Genomic DNA, 16907 nt, shown 5'->3' on the forward strand with positions numbered 1-16907 from the left:
CCTCGTACTGGACGTACTTGGGTGATTCCGACAACGCAGCGAGTGTGCGTGCTGGGCGTCGCAGGCCAGGCGGGACTTTCGATACACGCCCTAGCCCCGGCTCAGGAACGCCAGCGCATCCCGGCCGAGGGGCGGTACGAGCCCTTCGGCCGCGGCGCGCGTGAGCAGGCCGCGCACCGCCGCGTAACCGTCGGCCCCGAGGTCGGCGGTGAACTCATTGACGTACAGGCCGATATGCCGGTCGGCGACGGCCGGATCCATCTCCTGGGCGTGTTCCCGGACATACGGGCGTGATGCCTCCGGATCGTCCCAGGCCATCCGTACGGACACCCGGATCGACTCCGCCAGCAGCCCCAGCGTCTCCTCGCCCAGCGAGCGCTTCGCGATGATCGCGCCGAGCGGGATCGGGAGCCCCGTCGTGGACTCCCAGTGCTCGCCCATGTCGGCGAGACAGTGCAGCCCGTAGTCCTGATACGTGAACCGCGCCTCGTGGATGACGAGTCCCGCGTCGACCTTCCCGTCCCGTACGGCGGGCATGATCTCGTGGAACGGCATCACCACCACCTCGCCGACCCCGCCGGGGACCCGGTCCGCGGCCCACAGCCGGAACAGCAGATACGCCGTCGAGCGCTCGCCCGGCACCGCGACCGTTCTCCCGGCCAGGTCGATGCCCTCCTCGCGGGACAGCACGAGCGGACCGCAGCCACGGCCGAGCGCGCCCCCGCAGGGCAGCAGGGCGTACTCGTCGAGGACCCACGGCAGCACCGCGTACGACACCTTCAGGATGTCGCCCTCGCCGCGCTCGGCCATGCCGTTGGTGATGTCGATGTCCGCGAACGTGACCTCGATGGGGGGTGCGCCCGGCACCCGGCCGTGCGCCCACGCGTCGAACACGAAGGTGTCGTTCGGGCAGGGTGAGTACGCGATGTCGTACGCGGTCCGGCGGGTCACGGCGACTCCTCCTCGAAGAGCGGGCCGAGCTGCTGGAAGGCGTGGGCCAGCGCCTCCAGGGCGTCCTTGATCCGCCAGGCCGCCCTGTCGCGCGGGCCCACGGGGTTGGAGACCGCCCGGATCTCCAGCACGGGCACACCGTGCGCGACCGCCGCCTCCGCGACCCCGAAGCCCTCCATCGCCTCGGCTCCGGCGCCCGGGTGACGCTCCGCCAGCTCCGCCGCACGCGCGGCCGAGCCGGTGACCGTCGAGACCGTGAGGACGGGCGCGAGCAGCGCGCCCGTCGCCCCGGCGGCACGCGAGGCGAGGGCGGCGGGCGGAAGGTGGCGCGTCCGGCCGAAGCCGAGTTCGTCGACGGGAACGTAACCCTCGGGCGTGTCGGCCCCCAGATCGGCGGCGACGATCACCTCGGCGACCACGAGCGAGCCGACGGGCGCGCGCGAGCCGAAGCCCCCGCCGATTCCGGCGGAGACGACGAGCCCGTACGGGGCACGGGCCAGCGCGGCGGCGGTCCCGGCGGCCGCCGCGGCCGGCCCGACCCCCGCGACGAGGATGTCGACGGCGGGGGAGTGATGACGGGTGAGGCGATAGGGCAGCGGGGGCGGCGAGGCGTTCCCGGCAGCGGGGTCGTCGGCGCTGGGCGCGGGAGCCGTGACGGGTCCGGCGGCGGGGCCGGGCGCGCGGGCCGCGGCGAGACCCGCGGCGACGGAGTCCGCCTCCGCCGCCACCGCGGTCACCACCAGGACGCGCACCGCTCCTCCTCCGCTGCCGGACCGGGTCAGGAGGTCTTCTCCAGTGTGAACTGCCAGACGCCGGTGATCTTGTTGTTCTTCGCCTCGACGATGCTGATGTACGCCTTGGTGGACGCCTTGCCGGTCTGCGAGGCGAAGAAGGCGCTGGCGGGGACGGTCCGGTACGTCTTCTTGAACGGCTCCTGCTCGGCCTGCTGGCCGTCGATGAACAGGGTCCAGCCGTTGTCCGCGATCTCCGGGTCGACACCGAAGCGGACCCGGTCGTCGGCGGAGACCTTGATGGTCTTGCCGCGCTTGTTCAGGCAGTCCTGCTGGTCCGCCTCCTTGATCGCCTTGCCGTCGTTGTAGCAGGCGGCCTCGGAGCTGACGGAGTTCGTCCCGACCGTCACGGTCGCGAGCGGCGTCGGCTTTTCGCAGGCGGAGAGGACGAGGAGCCCGGCGGAGACGGCACCGATGGTGGCAGCGGCCCGGCGGCGCTTGCCGGAGAAGAACGCAACGGTCATAGGCGGAAGGCTATAGGTCTGCCCGGCCCTGTCCACGCGGGGGTCCGTCCCCGGGCGTGTGCGCGCGGCTCCGGGCCGTGTTCCCCCGACCCCGCGCGCGGCTCCCGGCACACGCGCCCCTCATGCCGGGTGCCCCGAGCCGTTCGAGCCCGTCCGGCGTTCGAGGACAAAAGAGCGGGACAGCCCTTAGGGCGTGTATCGAAAGTAGCGCCGTCCGCCCGGAGGGCGGGGCCTGCGGCGTCCGGTGCGTGCAATCGCAAGGCGGAGGGTCGCCCTCGTACTGGACGTACTTGGGTGATTCCGACAACGCAGCGAGTGTGCGTGCTGGGCGTCGCAGGCCAGGCGGGACTTTCGATACACGCCCTAGGCCACCCGGGGCCTCGCACGGCTCCCCGCACGCGCGCCGCGCAGGAGGCCACGGACCGACGCCGCCGCCCCCGCGCCCACGATCCCCGCCGCCACGGACATGCCGAGGACACCGTTCAGCGGGATCACGATGCCGATCGCACCGCCGACCACCCAGGCCATCTGGAGCAGCGTCTCCGAGCGCGCGAAGGCGGACGTACGCACCTCCTCCGGCACATCGCGCTGGATCAGCGCGTCCAGGGACAGCTTCGCCAGCGCCTGGCACAGCCCCGCCGTCGCGGCGAGCACCGCCACCATCCCGGCGCCGAAGAACACCGCCGCGAGCACCGCCGCCGTCAGCACCAAGCCCAGCACCGTCGCGATGATCGTCTCGGGCCCGCGGGCCTTCAGCCACGCGCCCACCGCCGTGCCGAGCGCGTTGCCCGTGCCCGCCGCGACCCCCGCTATCCCCAGCGACACCGCCGCGCTCTGCCCCGCCAGCGGATGCTCCCGCAGCAGGAACGCCAGGAAGAAGATCAGAAACCCGGACAGGCCGCGGAACGCCGCGTTCGCCTGGAGGCCGTGCAGCACCGACGGCCCGACCGTCCGCAGACTCGGCCGCCTCGCCCCGTGGGTGAGGATGTGCGCCGTGCGCTCGCCCTTGGCCGAGTCCACCTTGTGCGGCAGCCGCAGGGCCCAGTACGTACCGAGGAGAAACAGCGCGCACGCCCCGTACAGCGTCCACTCCGGCCCGATCCTGTGCAGCCCCGCCCCGATCGGCGCCGCGATCCCCGTCGCCAGCAGGCCCGCGAGCGTCACCCGGGAGTTCGCCTTCACCAGCGAGAACTTCGGTGGCAGCAGCCGGGGCACGACGGCGCTGCGCACCACCCCGTACGCCTTGGACGCGACCAGCACCCCGAGCGCCGCCGGATACAGCTCCAGCGACCCCGTCACCACCGCCCCGGACATCGTCAGCGCGAGCACCGCCCGGGTGAGCATCGCCCCCGCCATCGCCGCGCGGCGGCCGTGCGGAAGCCGGTCCAGAAGCGGCCCGATCACCGGTGCCAGCAGCGCGAACGGCGCCAGCGTGATCGCGAGGTAGAGCGTGACCCGTCCCCGGGCCTCGTCCGTCGGTACGGAGAAGAACACCGTGGACGCCAGCGCCACGGTGATCATGACATCCCCCGCGCCGTTCACGGCGTGCAGCTCGATCAGCCTTCCGAGCCCCGACTCACCCGCGCCGTGCGCGTGGGTCGCCTTCCGGATACCGCGCGCCGTGCCCGTGAACGGCAGATGCAGGGCACGCGCGATCCGCCGGCCCGCTCTGCCGAGCGACCCGGGCCCGTCGGAGGAACTGACTCCTGCCACCTCGCCATAGTGCCCCAAGCCCCGTCGCGGCGAGGGACGATGCGGGGTTGTTAGCTCCTCGTTGGGGCGCGCAGGTGGGCGGGGCGCTGAGGAAGAGGTAGCGTGCGTAGCGCGCCACCGGCGATGTTCCCGGCCGCGCGCCTCTTCGGCATCCCGCAGAATGGATGACGTATAGGTGTGCCCGGGACGGATTGGTCCGGGCGTGGACGTCGATGCGGCCCCCCGGTCCGCTCCGCCTGCTGCCCGTATCTCACGCAACGGCGGGCGCACCCGTGAGACGGCGTAGGAGAGAAGCGAGACCTGTGAGTGCTGCGACGACGCGAAGCCGTACCCCTGACCGTCTGTGCGCCGAGGCGGTAGACCTCGCCCGGGCGGCGGCCGAGGAGGCCGCGGCCCCGGGGGTGGTCGGCGAGCATGTGTCCCTCGTCTCGGAGGGAGACCGCGTCGTCACGCACTTCTTCGAGTGCAAGGAGCCCGGCTACCGCGGCTGGCGGTGGGCCGTGACGGTCGCGCGGGCCTCCCGCGCCAAGATCGTGACCCTTGACGAAACCGTCCTGCTGCCCGGCCAGGACGCCCTCCTCGCGCCCGAGTGGGTGCCCTGGAGCGAACGGCTGCGGCCCGGCGACATGGGCCCCGGCGATCTGCTGCCGACGGAGGCCGACGACCTTCGCCTGGAGCCCGGCTACTTCGGCGAGGACGCGCCCCCGCCGAACTCCGTGGTCGCCGAGACCTCCCACGACCTCGCCGAACGCGTCGAGGCGGAGGACGCGGAGCTGACCGACCGGCGGCCCGCGGACACGGTCATGAACGGCCGTGGCCGGATCGCGTCCCTCGCCGAGGAACTCGGCATGCGCCGGGCGCGGATCCTGTCCCGCTACGGGCTCCATACCGCCGCCGACCGCTGGGACGAGTCCTTCGGCGCGAAGACACCCATGGCGCAGGCCGCGCCCGCGTCCTGTGCGACCTGCGGGTTCCTGGTGCCGATCGCGGGGTCCCTGCGGCAGGCGTTCGGGATCTGCGCGAACGAGTTCTCGCCCGCGGACGGGCGTGTGGTCTCCCTGTCGTACGGGTGCGGGGGCCACTCCGAGGCGGCGGTCATGCCGAGGACGCCGCAGCCTGCCCCGCCGGTGCTGGACTCGGTGGGCGCGGATGTGTTCCCGCTTCACCCCAAGCGGGACGAGGGTTCCGTCGCCGTCCCCTCGGAACCCGCGCCGGACGACGACCTCGGCCACTCCTAGGGCGTGTATCGAAAGTCCCGCCTGGCCTGCGACGCCCAGCACGCACACTCGCTGCGTTGTCGGAATCACCCAAGTACGTCCAGTACGAGGGCGACCCTCCGCCTTGCGATTGCACGCACCGGACGCCGCAGGCCCCGCCCTCCGGGCGGATGGCGCTACTTTCGATACACGCCCTAGCCACCCCCGGGGACTCCGCCCCCGGACCCCCGCGCCTCAATCGCCGGCGGGGCTGTCTTCTGGGCGCCCCCACCCCGGAACCGAGCAACCTGCCCCCGCCCGGCGCACGGGGCCGGCCCCCTGAGCCTCGCCCGGCGTGTGAGGGCGAGCCCTCCAGCCCGTCCGGTGTTCGAGGACGGTGGGCGGGCCCGGGTCGGTCCGGTTTCCGGGGCCGGGGCGGACCCCGCCCGCTTCAGCGTGTGAGGGCGAGCCTTCCAGCCCGTCCGGTGTTCGAGGACGGTGGGCGAGCCCGGGTCGGTCCGGTTTCCGGGGCCCGGGCGGACCCCGCCCGCTTCGGCGTGTGAGGGCGAGCCCTCCAGCCCGTCCGGCGATTGAGGACGAAAAGGGGTGCCCGGGGTCGCCCACGGTCTGGGGAGCGGGGACCAAACCAGCCCGTCCGGCGTTTGAGGACGGAGGATGAGGTCAGGACGGTTCACGGGACCGCCGCGACCCGCATCGTACGGAGCCCGTCCGGCGCCTGAGGACAGAGCGCGAGGACCAGGGCGACGGCCGAAACCCCCGCCCCCGCGATACCTTCACCCGCACAAGGCACAGCACACCGCAGAGAGTGGAGCGACACCGTGAGCGTCAGGACCACCGGAGAGGCGGACCCGTTCGGGACCGCCCGGTTGCGGCGTGGGGTGCTCGACGCGTGGGCGGCCAGCCCCGCCCGCTTCCGCGAGGACGCCAACGCCGAGGAGGACCTCGTACTCGGCGGCTACCGCGACCGCCTCATCGTCGAGCTGGCCCAGAACGCCGCCGACGCCGCCGCCCGCGCCGGTGTCCCCGGCCGCCTCCGGCTCACCCTGCGGGAGAACACCCTCGCCGCCGCGAACACCGGCGCCCCCCTCGACGCCGCCGGTGCCGAGTCCCTCAGCACCCTGCGCGCCTCCGCGAAGAGGGACTCCCCGGACAGCAGCGTCGGCCGCTTCGGCGTCGGGTTCGCCGCCGTGCTCGCCGTCAGCGACGAACCCGCCCTCGTCGGCCGCCACGGAGGCGTCCGCTGGTCCCTCGCCGAGGCCCGCGATCTGGCCGTGGACGCCGCCGCGGACAGCCCCGGCCTCGGCGACGAGCTGCGCCGCCGGGACGGCCACGTACCGCTGCTGCGCCTGCCGCTGCCCGCCGAGGGCACCGCACCCGAGGGATACGACACCGTCGTCGTCCTCCCGCTCCGCGACGGCGCGGCCGTCGACCTCGTCGAACGCCTCCTCACCTCCGTCGACGACGCCCTGCTCCTCACCCTCCCCGGCCTCTCCGAGATCGTCGTCGAGACCCCCGAGGGCGTACGGACACTGGAGCGCTCCGCCCAGGGCCCGTACGTCCACATCCGGGACAGCGCCCACGGCGACCGCCGCTGGCGGACCGTCGGCCACAGCGGTTCCCTCGACCCGGGTCTGCTGGCGGACCGCCCGATCGAGGAGCGGCTGCGGCCCTACTGGGCGGTCACCTGGGCCGTGCCCGTGGACGAGGACGGCGCGCCCGCCCGCCCCCGTACCGCGCCCGTCGTCCACGCGCCGACACCCACCGACGAACCCCTCGGCGTCCCCGCGCTGCTGATCGCGTCCCTGCCGCTGGACACCACCCGCCGCCACCCCGCCCCCGGTCCGCTGACCGACTTCCTGGTCCGGCGGGCGGCACAGGCGTACGCCGAACTCCTCGGCGACTGGCGGCCCGTGTCCACCGGCACGATCGACCTGGTGCCCGGCCCCCTCGGCAAGGGCGAGCTGGACGGCGCCCTGCGCGCGGAGATCCTCCGGCTGCTGCCCCGGACCGCGTTCCTGGCGCCCGCCGCCCCCCGCACCGCGGACGGCGAGGACACCGGCCTCCCGGACCGCGAGGACACCGGCCTCCCGGACCACGAGCCGGCCCACGCTCTGCGCCCGATCGAGGCCGAGGTCCTGGAGGGCGCGGGCCACGACACCGTCCGGGTGCTCGCCGAGGTGCTGCCGAGCCTGCTGCCCGCCGGGCTGGAGCGCCGTGCCGAACTGCGGACGCTCGGGGTCGCCCGCGTTCCGCTGACCGAGGCGGTCGACCGCCTCGCGGGACTGGAACGCGACCCGTCCTGGTGGTGGCGCCTCTACGACAGCCTCGCCGGCATCGACCCGGACCGTCTCTCCGGCCTCCCCGTGCCGCTGGCCGACGACCGTACGGCCATCGGCCCCCGCCAGACCCTCCTCCCGCTTCCCGACACCTCGCCCCATCTGACCCGCCTCGGACTCAAGGTCGTCCACCCGGACGCCGCGCACCCCCTGCTGGAGAAGCTGGGCGCCCTGCCCGCGACCCCCCGGGCCGTGCTGACCACCCCGCAGGTCCGGGAGGCCGTCGCCGGATCGCTCGACGCCGGCGAGATCTGGGACGAGGACGAGACCGCGCTCGACGCCGGTGAACTCGCCGACATCGTTCTCGGTCTCGTCCGGGACGCCGAGCTCGAACCCGGCGACGAGCCCTGGCTGGGCGCGCTCGCCCTGCCCGACGAGGACGGCGAGACGACCCCGGCGGGCGAACTCGTCCTGCCCGGAAGCCCCTTCGCCCTGGTCATGCGCGAGGACGAGCTGGCGTTCTGCGACGGCGACCTGGCCGCCCGCTGGGGCGAGCAGCCGCTCGCCGCGTGCGGGGTCCTCGCCGACTTCACCCTCGTACGCGCCACGGACGTCGTCCTCGACCCCGACGAGCTGGAACCGCGCGACGGCGACTTCGCCGAGCCCGACGACCCCGGGCTGCTCGACGCGGTCGACGTGTGGTGCGAGGACGTCCTCGACCGGCTCCCCGAGACGCCCGTACCGCCGGTCGCGACCGAGATCGTCGCCGTACGCGATCTGGATCTCGTCGACGACGCCTGCTGGCCGCAGGCGCTCGCGCTCCTCGCGCGGCAGCCGCTGCGGGACGCGCTCACCCAGCCCGTGCGGATCCTGCTGCCGGACGGCACCGCCGAGACGGTACGGCCGTACACGGCGTGGTGGCTGCGCGATCACCCGGTGCTGGACGGCCGGCGCCCCGCCGGGCTGCGGGCCGCGGGCGGCGATCCGCTGCTGGACGGGCTGTACGAGTCCGTGGACGCGACCGGCTTCGGCGACGAAGCGGTCCTGCGGGCCCTCGGGGTACGGACCTCGGCCGCGGCCCTCCTCGACGAGCCCGGCGGCGGGGCCGAACTGCTGGGCCGCCTCGCCGACCCGGACCGCCCGGTGCGGACCGCGCAGCTCCACGGCCTCTACACGGCGCTCGCCGAACTCGACCCGGATCAGGTGACCCTGCCCGACGAGCTGCGGGCGGTCGTGGACGGCGAGGTGCGCGTCGTCGACGCGTCCGAGGCGCTGGTGGCGGACGCCCCCGATCTGATCCCGCTCACCGGGGGCCTTCCGCTGCTCCCCGTGAGCCCGGAACGCGCCGCGGATCTCGCCGAGCTGCTCCAGGTGCGCCGCCTGAGCCGGGCCCTGACCGCGGAGGTCACCTCGGAGGGCGAGGAGCACCGGGTGCCCGAGTCCGTCCGGGTCCTCCTCGGGGCCGGGACCCCCGAGTCGTACGTCGAGCACGACGAGCTGGTCGTGGGCGGCGCCGAACTCGCGTGGCGCCGCACCCCCGACGGGGTCGTCCACGCCTCCACGGTGGAGGGCGTCGCGGCGGGCCTGGCCTGGGCGGCCGGGCAGTGGCCGCGCCGCTTCGAGGTGGCGGCCCTTCTGGAGGACCCGTCCCGCACGGACGAGCTGGCCCGGGACCGCTGGTTCGACCCGCTGTCCCCCTGACCACGCATGGCCGCGCGGGCGGGCCGGCCCGGCACGCCCGTCCCGCGGCCGTGCGCCACCTCACCCACCGTCCTCAACCTCCGTCCTCAACCGCCGGACGGGCTGGTTCGCCCGGGCTGCTCGCTCCCTCGGCCGCGTCCGGGGCCCGGGATTTGTCGTGCGGGGCCTCCCGGGCCGACCGGGTTCCCTCGGCCGGGCCCGGGTCCCCGTTCCCCGGGGCTGAGGACCGGGGAACGGGATGTCAGGCGGGGAAGCGCCGGTCCACCCAGCGCCACACCAGTTCCAGCAGCGCCGCTCCCGCCGCCGCGATCGCCACCGCCGTCCACGGCATCGTCGTGCCGACCAGCTTCAGCGCGAAGAAGTCCTGGAGCCACGGCACGACCAGGACGATCAGGAACCCCGTGCCCATCGCCGCCACCAGACCGATGCGCCACCAGGTGTAGGGGCGGGCGATGATCGCGAGGACCCACATGGAGACGAGGAACAGCGTCAGCGTGGCCGCGCTGGTCTCGGCCTCCAGCGAGCCGGGGCCGCTGTAGTGGGAGCGGGCCAGGAGGTACGTACAGAAGGTGGCCGCCGCCGCGATGATGCCGCCCGGGATCGCGTAGCGCATCACCCGGCGGACGAAGTGCGGCTTGGCCCGCTCCTTGTTGGGGGCGAGCGCCAGGAAGAACGCGGGGACGCCGATCGTGAGCGTCGACAGCAGCGTCAGATGCCGGGGCAGGAACGGGTACTCGACCTGGCTGCACACCACCAGGATCGCCAGCAGCACCGAGTACACCGTCTTCGTGAGGAAGAGCGTGGCGACGCGGGTGATGTTGCCGATGACCCGGCGGCCCTCCGCCACCACCGACGGCAGCGTGGAGAAGCTGTTGTTGAGCAGCACGATCTGGGCGACGGCCCGGGTCGCCTCGGAGCCCGAGCCCATGGACACGCCGATGTCGGCGTCCTTGAGGGCGAGAACGTCGTTGACGCCGTCGCCCGTCATCGCGACCGTGTGGCCGCGTGACTGGAGGGCGCCGACCATGTCCCGCTTCTGCTGCGGGGTGACCCGGCCGAAGACCGCGCCCTCGTCCAGTGCCTGCGCCATATCCTCCCGCTCGGCGGGCAGGGTGCGCGCGTCGACCGTGTTCTCGGCGCCCGGCAGGCCGAGCTTGCCCGCGACCGCGCCGACGGACACCGCGTTGTCGCCGGAGATGACCTTCGCGGCGACGTCCTGGTCGGCGAAGTAGGCCAGGGTCTCGGAGGCGTCGGGCCGCAGCCGCTGCTCCAGGACGACCAGGGCGGTCGCCTCGGTGTCCCCGGGAGTCTCCAGGGTGCCGGAGGCGCGGGCGAGGAGGAGGACCCGCAGGCCCTGCTCGTTGAGGTGCTCGATCTCGGTGAGTGCCGGGTCGTCGGCGGGCAGCAGGACGTCGGGCGCGCCCAGCAGCCAGGTGGAGGTCCCGGAGTCCCCCTCGTCGAAGCGGGCGCCGCTGTACTTGCGGGCGGAGGAGAAGGGCAGCGCGTCGGTGCACCGCCAGCCCTCCCCGTCGGGGTAGGCGTCGATGATGGCCTGGAGGGAGGCGTTGGGGCGGGGGTCGGACGTGCCGATCGCGCCCAGCACCTTGCGTACGTAACCGTCGTCCGCGCCGTTGAGGGACCGCACCTCGGTGACGTCCATGCCGCCCTCGGTGAGCGTGCCCGTCTTGTCCAGGCAGACGACGTCGACCCGGGCGAGGCCCTCGATGGCGGGCAGCTCCTGTACGAGGCACTGCTTGCGGCCGAGCCGGATGACGCCGATCGCGAAGGCGACCGAGGTCAGCAGCACCAGGCCCTCGGGGATCATCGGCACGATCCCGCCGACGGTCCGGGCGACCGAGTCCTTGAAGTTGTTGTCCTTGACGACGAGCTGGCTGATGATCAGCCCGGTCGCGGTGGGGACCATCATCCAGGTCACGTACTTGAGGATGGTGCTGATACCGCTGCGCAGCTCGGAGTGGACGAGCGTGAAGCGGGACGCCTCCTCGGCGAGCTGTGCGGCGTACGCCTCGCGTCCGACCTTGGTCGCGGTGAACGCGCCGCCGCCCGCGACCACGAAGCTGCCCGACATCACCTGGTCGCCGGGCTGTTTGACGACGGGGTCGGCCTCGCCGGTGAGCAGGGACTCGTCGATCTCCAGGCTGTCGGCCTCGGCGACGACCCCGTCGACGACGACCTTGTCCCCGGGGCCGAGTTCCACGAGGTCGCCGAGGACGATCTCGGAGGTGGAGATCTCGGCGGCCCTGCCGTCGCGCCGGACGGTCGGTTTGGCCTCGCCGATGACCGCGAGTCCGTCGAGGGTCTTCTTGGCGCGCAGCTCCTGGATGATGCCGATGCCGGTGTTGGCGATGATGACGAAGCCGAAGAGGCTGTCCTGGATGGGCGCGACGAAGAGCATGATCACCCACAGGACGCCGATGATGGCGTTGAAACGGGTGAAGACATTGGCCCGGACGATGTCGGCGGTCGAGCGCGAGGAGCGCACGGGTACGTCGTTGACCTCCCCCCGCGCGATCCGTTCCGCCACCTCGGCGGAGGTCAGCCCGTCGGGGCGCCCGGCCGGTTCCGGTGGCTTCACCGGGTGTACGGGGTCGAGTTCGGCGCCCGCGTCGATGGAGGGGCCGCCGGGCTCGGGGCCGTCCGTGTCAATCCTCGCCCACTGCGTCATGGTTCGTACGGTACGGCCGGGCGGACGACTTCACCCACCGGGGCGGCACAAGATCAGACCGGGGTAGGACGCGAATCGTCCCAAGGCGGTACGGAGGGGGCGCGGCTTGTCGGGGTCCGGTGCGGGGCCCGGTGGTACGGGCCGCTCGTCCCGGGCCGGCGTTCTCGCTCCCGGGGCGTCACGGGGTCGGTGCCGCCGGTTCGCTCGACCGGGTCGGCCGTCCCGGGTCGGCGTTCTCGCTCCCGGGGCGTCACGGGGTCCGGTCGTGCCCGCTCCCGGTGAGGGGTTCCGGGGCCTCCCGCGCCGCGCGCTTGATCGCCGCGTCGCGCTTCCGTACGTAGTAGATGCCGATGAGCCCGAGCCCCCCGCCCGCCAGACAGGTCCACACCCACCACATCAGGCCACGCTCGTCGAACCAGCCGTAGAAGGGGATCTGCACGAGGAAGAGGACGAACCAGACGACGGTGCCGCCGGTGATGGTGGCGACGACGGGCCCCTCCAGGGGCTCGGGCGCCTCGTGCTTGGGGGTCCACTTCGCCATGCGATCAGTGTAGGTGCAGGTCATCGCACCCCCTTGGCCCAGAGGTCTACGCGCGGAGATGGCGTAGGGCCTCTCATATCTTCATACTGAAGCGGTTTGCTCATGTCCTGAATTATTCGTATGAAGCTCCAAAGGCTCAACCCTTGATGAGGACCGCATGACCCCCTCGGCACCCGTTGCCACCTCGGATCACCAGCCGAAGGGCCCTCTCGGCGGCCTCGACCGCTACTTCCGGATCTCGGCGCGAGGCTCCACGGTCGCCCGGGAGATCCGTGGCGGATTCGCGACGTTCTTCGCGATGGCCTACATCATCGTGCTGAACCCGATCATCCTCGGCAGCGCCAAGGACATGTACGGGCACCAGCTCGACAGCGGTGAACTGGTCACCGCCACCGTGCTGACGGCCGCCTTCTCCACCCTTCTGATGGGTGTCATCGGCAATGTCCCGATCGCCCTGGCGGCGGGCCTCGGTGTGAACACGGTCGTCGCGCTCCAGCTCGCGCCCCGGATGTCCTGGCCGGACGCGATGGGCATGGTCGTCCTCGCGGGCATCGTCGTGATGCTGCTGGTCGCCACCGGGCTGCGCGAGCGGGTGATGAACGCCGTGCCGCGCAGTCTGCGCAAGGGCATCGCGATCGGTATCGGTCTGTTCATCATGCTGATCGGCCTGGTCGACTCGGGCTTCGTCTCCCGTATCCCGGACGCCGCGCAGACCGCCGTACCGCTCACACTGGGCCAGGGCGGCCATCTGATCGGCTGGCCGGTCCTCGTCTTCGTCCTCGGCGCGCTGCTCACCCTCGTACTGATCATCCGCAAGGTGCCGGGCGCGATCCTGATCTCCATCGTCGCGATGACCGTCGTCGCGATGGTCATCAACGCGGTGGCGCACGTCCCGAGCTGGGGTCTGACCACCCCTGAGTGGCCCGGCAGCCCCGTCTCGCCCCCCGACTTCGGCCTGGTGGGCGAGGTCAGTCTGTTCGGCGGCTTCGAGAAGGTCGGCTATCTGACCGGTGTGCTGTTCGTCTTCACCGTGCTGCTGTCCTGCTTCTTCGACGCGATGGGCACGATCCTCGGCGTCGGCGACGAGGCGAAGCTGCTGGACAAGGACGGCAATCTGCCCGGCATCAACAAGGTGCTGTTCGTGGACGGCATCGCCGTCGCCTCGGGCGGTGCGACCTCGTCGTCGGCGACGACCTGCTTCGTGGAGTCCACCGCGGGAGTCGGCGAGGGTGCCCGTACGGGTCTGGCCTCGGTGGTCACCGGAGCCCTCTTCTCGGTCGCGCTGTTCCTCACCCCGCTCGCCACGATGGTCCCGTCCCAGGCGGCCACGCCCGCCCTGCTGGCGGTCGGCTTCCTGATCCTGGCCGGTTCCGTCAAGGACATCGACTGGAGCGACTTCACGGTCTCGGTGCCGGCGTTCCTGGCGATGGTGATGATGCCGTTCACCTACTCGATCACCAACGGCATCGGCATCGGCTTCATCGCCTTCTCGGTCCTGCGCCTCGCGGCGGGCCGCGGCCGTGAGGTACCGGTCGCCATGTACGTGGTGTCGGCGGTCTTCGTCTTCTACTACGCGATGCCCGCACTGGGCCTGACCCAGTAGGCCCCACGCCCCCGCCCGGTCACCCCGGACCACCGCCGCCCCGGGCCCGCCCGCCGGGGGCAGCGGTGGTCCGGGCCCGTCCGGCCTCACTCGCCCACGACGACGGTGGCAGCGCTCTGGGCCCAGAGTTCCTCGAAGTGCCGGGACAGCGTCGCCCCGGGCATCTGGAGACCCTTAACGTGTCGGCGGCGGCGCCGGGACGTATGCTACGGCGTGCCGGAGCGGGCCAACAGGGGGACTTCTCCGGCTTTTCGGTCACGGATGAGCTCCGTGTCGGCGTTCCGGGTGGCCGGCTCGGCAGACATTCCCGTGTGATCGCTCGCCGTATCGCATGGGTGGGCGAATCGTTCGGGCTTCGCGCATATAGGGGTGATGGTGGTAAATGGCCCGATTCTCCATTTAAGCCCTTTTGTGGGCGTCCCGGAATCCCGCGGCGCCTGGACTCGTCCCTGTCCCCTCGGCCGCTCTGGGCGCGGGCCGGTCGCCCGGCGGGCGCATGAGGGCGGCCGGTGCGGGGGCGCAGGGGTGGCGACGCTGGGTCAGCCCGTAGAACTTCTCCGTCTCGTCGACCGCCGCCTTGAAGCGTTCGTCGAAGTCGTCGCGAATGAGCGTTCGAACCACGTAGTCCTGGACGCTCATTCCGCGTTTGGCGGCGTGTTGTCTGAGACGGTCGAGCAGCTCACCGTCTATTCGGAGGCTGAGCACGGTCGATGCCATGCCGTCAGGGTCGCGTTACGGCCATGTCCGGTGCGTCACTTTCCGCGCATGTATCACTCATACGGGTGACGAGGGGTTTGGCGCCGTAACCGGCTGGTCTTTAGGTAGGGTAATGAGTTACTCTAACAAACATGTCTGACCAGTCCTCCGGCGGCGATGTCGCCGGCGCCCGCGCCGACGCCGACGCCGATCAAGCCGCAGTGAACGCTCTGCGCTCGGCCGTGATGCGGCTGGGCCGCAGGCTGAAGCACCAGCGTGTCGACGAGTCGCTGAGCCCCACCGAGATGTCGGTGCTCGGCACCCTCGCCCGCTGTGGCTCGGCCACCCCCGGCGAGCTGGCACGCAAGGAGCATGTCCAGCCGCCGTCCATGACCCGGATCGTCGCACTGCTGGAGGCCAAGGGGCTGGTCCGGCTGGAGCCGCACCCCGACGACCGCCGGCAGAAGGTCGTCAGCCAGACCGAGCAGGCCGAGGCGATGCTCGAAGAGAGCCGCCGCAAGCGGAACGCCTGGCTGTCCACGCTCGCCGAGGGTCTCGACGAGGACGAATGGGCCAAGCTCCGCGCCGCCGCCCCGGTCCTGGAGAAGCTCGCACACCTGTAGACCAGCCTGAGGAGGCGAACCGTTTTGCGTACGGGACCCGGAGCAGACTCCGCACCCGCACCCGACCCCACAGCCGTTCCGGCATCCGGGGCACCCGCACCGACCAGCATGTTCAGCTCACTGAAGATCCGTAACTACCGGCTCTTCGCCACCGGCCAGGCCGTCTCCAACACCGGCACCTGGATGCAGCGCATCGCCCAGGACTGGCTGGTCCTCACCATGACGGGATCCGCGTCCGCCGTCGGCATCACCGTCGCCCTGCAGTTCCTGCCGATGCTGCTCTTCGGACTGTACGGCGGTGTCCTCGCCGACCGGCTGCCCAAGCGGCCCCTGCTGCTGGCCACCCAGAGCGCGATGGGCCTGACCGGTCTCGCGCTGGCCGCCCTCACCCTGACCGGCAGCGTCGAGGTCTGGCACGTCTACCTCACCGCCTTCCTGCTCGGGCTCGTCACCGTCGTCGACAACCCCGCCCGCCAGACCTTCGTCTCCGAGATGGTCGGCCCCGACCAGCTCGCCAACGCGGTCAGCCTGAACTCCGCGAACTTCCAGTCCGCGCGGCTCGTCGGCCCCGCCGTCGCCGGTGTCCTGATCACCGCCGTCGGCAGCGGCTACGCCTTCCTCTTCAACGGTCTGTCCTTCCTCGCGCCCATCGTCTCCCTGCTGCTGATGCGGCCGGGCGAGCTGCACAAGTCCGTTCGCACACCCCGCGCGAAGGGGCAGCTCCGCGAGGGGCTGAGATACGTCTCGTCCCACCCCGAACTGATCTGGCCGATCGTCCTCGTCGGATTCGTCGGCACGTTCGGCTTCAACTTCCCGATCTGGCTCTCGGCGTTCGTCCACGAGGTCTACCGCTCCGGGGCCAGTACCTACGGCCTGCTCAACACCCTGATCGCCATCGGCTCCCTCGCGGGCGCGCTCCTCGCCGCCCGGCGCGGCGCCTCCCGGCTGAGGCTGATGGTCGGCGCGGCGGTCCTCTTCGGCGGCCTGGAGATCGTCGCCGCGTTCGCCCCCGAGTTCTGGATGTTCGCGGCCCTGATGGCCCCGATCGGCATGTTCGGCCTCACCGTCAACGTCATCGCCAACTCCAGCATCCAGATGGCGACGGATCCGGCCGTCCGGGGCCGGGTCATGAGCCTCTACATGATGGTCTTCGTCGGCGGCACGCCCGTCGGCGCGCCCCTCGTCGGCTGGATCACCGACGCGTACGGCCCCCGGCTCGGCTTCGCGGCGGGCGGCGCGGTCTCCCTCCTGGCGGCCCTCGCCGTCGGCGCGATGCTCGCCCGCTCGGGCGGCCTGCGGCTGAAGGTGGACCTGCGGCCGGGCCGCAAGCATGTGGAACTCGTCCCGAAGGAGCACAGGGAGCGGCTGGCGACGGCGGCGTGAGGTGACGCGGCGTGCGCGCGGACCGTTCCGGATGAGGAGAGTTGCTTGAGAGGCCGGGTTGCCCGACTCAGGCAAGCTCGGCATCCAGGAAAACTTGCCTGGATCGGCGACTTTACTGACCCAGCAAAGTCATCGGACCGGGCAAGTTGTCCTGCTTGGCGTGTGGAATCTCCGCTGACCAGAGGCACACCTGCTGGAACAAGGCATGCGATGCCACCCTGGCCGCATGGGCGCAAGGCCGCCGCCTCACCCGAGGGCACTC

General features: G+C 72.2%; 12 protein-coding genes. 5 read left to right on the forward strand and 7 right to left on the reverse strand.

The genetic code is table 11. The features are described 5' to 3' along the window. Window positions 1-90 precede the first annotated feature (90 nt). The 4 genes from ACFYT4_RS25125 to ACFYT4_RS25140 all read right to left on the reverse strand — a co-directional run bounded on the left by ACFYT4_RS25125 (window position 91) and on the right by ACFYT4_RS25140 (window position 3919). On the reverse strand, window positions 91-951 hold the full coding sequence (locus ACFYT4_RS25125) for a 1,4-dihydroxy-6-naphthoate synthase (RefSeq protein ID WP_389273194.1): 861 nt from the start codon (window positions 949-951) through the stop codon (window positions 91-93). Further along, complete coding sequence (locus ACFYT4_RS25130) at window positions 948-1703, reverse strand: futalosine hydrolase (RefSeq protein WP_389273196.1); 756 nt, start codon at window positions 1701-1703, stop codon at window positions 948-950. Before ACFYT4_RS25130 ends, ACFYT4_RS25125 begins: the two co-directional genes overlap by 4 nt. A 26-nt stretch (window positions 1704-1729) precedes the next feature. Further along, a complete protein-coding gene (locus ACFYT4_RS25135) occupies window positions 1730-2206 on the reverse strand; it encodes a DUF2771 domain-containing protein (RefSeq protein ID WP_389273199.1) in 477 nt (158 codons plus the stop codon). Window positions 2207-2569: 363 nt separating this feature from the next. After that, window positions 2570-3919, reverse strand: coding sequence for an MFS transporter (locus ACFYT4_RS25140; protein WP_389273202.1), 1350 nt, complete (start codon window positions 3917-3919; stop codon window positions 2570-2572). 302 nt (window positions 3920-4221) lie between these two features. Between ACFYT4_RS25140 and ACFYT4_RS25145 the strand changes: the two genes are divergently transcribed. Then, complete coding sequence (locus tag ACFYT4_RS25145) at window positions 4222-5157, forward strand: DUF3027 domain-containing protein (protein WP_389273205.1); 936 nt, start codon at window positions 4222-4224, stop codon at window positions 5155-5157. 797 nt (window positions 5158-5954) lie between these two features. Next, window positions 5955-9113, forward strand: coding sequence for a sacsin N-terminal ATP-binding-like domain-containing protein (locus ACFYT4_RS25150; RefSeq protein WP_389273208.1), 3159 nt, complete (start codon window positions 5955-5957; stop codon window positions 9111-9113). A 241-nt stretch (window positions 9114-9354) separates the two neighbouring features. Here ACFYT4_RS25150 and ACFYT4_RS25155 read toward each other — a convergent pair whose 3' ends face one another. Further along, the gene (locus ACFYT4_RS25155) at window positions 9355-11799 is read right to left on the reverse strand and encodes an HAD-IC family P-type ATPase (protein WP_389273211.1); all 2445 of its coding nucleotides are present in this window, start codon (window positions 11797-11799) and stop codon (window positions 9355-9357) included. A 250-nt stretch (window positions 11800-12049) separates the two neighbouring features. Continuing rightward, a complete protein-coding gene (locus tag ACFYT4_RS25160; protein ID WP_389273214.1) occupies window positions 12050-12340 on the reverse strand; it encodes a DUF2530 domain-containing protein in 291 nt (96 codons plus the stop codon). Between the two features lie 157 nt (window positions 12341-12497). Between ACFYT4_RS25160 and ACFYT4_RS25165 the strand changes: the two genes are divergently transcribed. Next, complete coding sequence (locus ACFYT4_RS25165) at window positions 12498-13943, forward strand: NCS2 family permease (RefSeq protein ID WP_389273217.1); 1446 nt, start codon at window positions 12498-12500, stop codon at window positions 13941-13943. Between the two features lie 399 nt (window positions 13944-14342). Here the strand turns inward: ACFYT4_RS25165 and ACFYT4_RS25170 are convergent, their stop codons facing one another. Then, entirely contained in the window at window positions 14343-14648 is a 306-nt protein-coding gene (locus ACFYT4_RS25170) for a hypothetical protein (RefSeq protein WP_389273480.1), read from the reverse strand. A gap of 143 nt (window positions 14649-14791) precedes the next feature. Here ACFYT4_RS25170 and ACFYT4_RS25175 point away from each other — a divergent pair, with 143 nt between their 5' ends. Beyond that, window positions 14792-15262 carry a MarR family winged helix-turn-helix transcriptional regulator gene (locus ACFYT4_RS25175; RefSeq protein WP_389273219.1) on the forward strand — a complete coding sequence of 157 codons (471 nt, stop codon included), beginning with the start codon at window positions 14792-14794 and terminating at the stop codon, window positions 15260-15262. Window positions 15263-15286: 24 nt separating this feature from the next. Then, on the forward strand, window positions 15287-16645 hold the full coding sequence (locus ACFYT4_RS25180) for an MFS transporter (protein WP_389273222.1): 1359 nt from the start codon (window positions 15287-15289) through the stop codon (window positions 16643-16645). Window positions 16646-16907 lie beyond the last annotated feature (262 nt).

This window comes from Streptomyces sp. NPDC004609, from assembly GCF_042873655.1.
Classification (GTDB): domain Bacteria; phylum Actinomycetota; class Actinomycetes; order Streptomycetales; family Streptomycetaceae; genus Streptomyces.

Coding starts and splice junctions, on each gene's coding strand:
- ACFYT4_RS25135 (WP_389273199.1), bottom strand. CDS start 2,206: ATGACCGTTGCGTTCTTCTCCGGCAAGCGCCGCCGGGCCGCTGCCACC.
- ACFYT4_RS25155 (WP_389273211.1), bottom strand. CDS start 11,799: ATGACGCAGTGGGCGAGGATTGACACGGACGGCCCCGAGCCCGGCGGC.
- ACFYT4_RS25160 (WP_389273214.1), bottom strand. CDS start 12,340: ATGGCGAAGTGGACCCCCAAGCACGAGGCGCCCGAGCCCCTGGAGGGG.
- ACFYT4_RS25165 (WP_389273217.1), top strand. CDS start 12,498: ATGACCCCCTCGGCACCCGTTGCCACCTCGGATCACCAGCCGAAGGGC.
- ACFYT4_RS25175 (WP_389273219.1), top strand. CDS start 14,792: ATGTCTGACCAGTCCTCCGGCGGCGATGTCGCCGGCGCCCGCGCCGAC.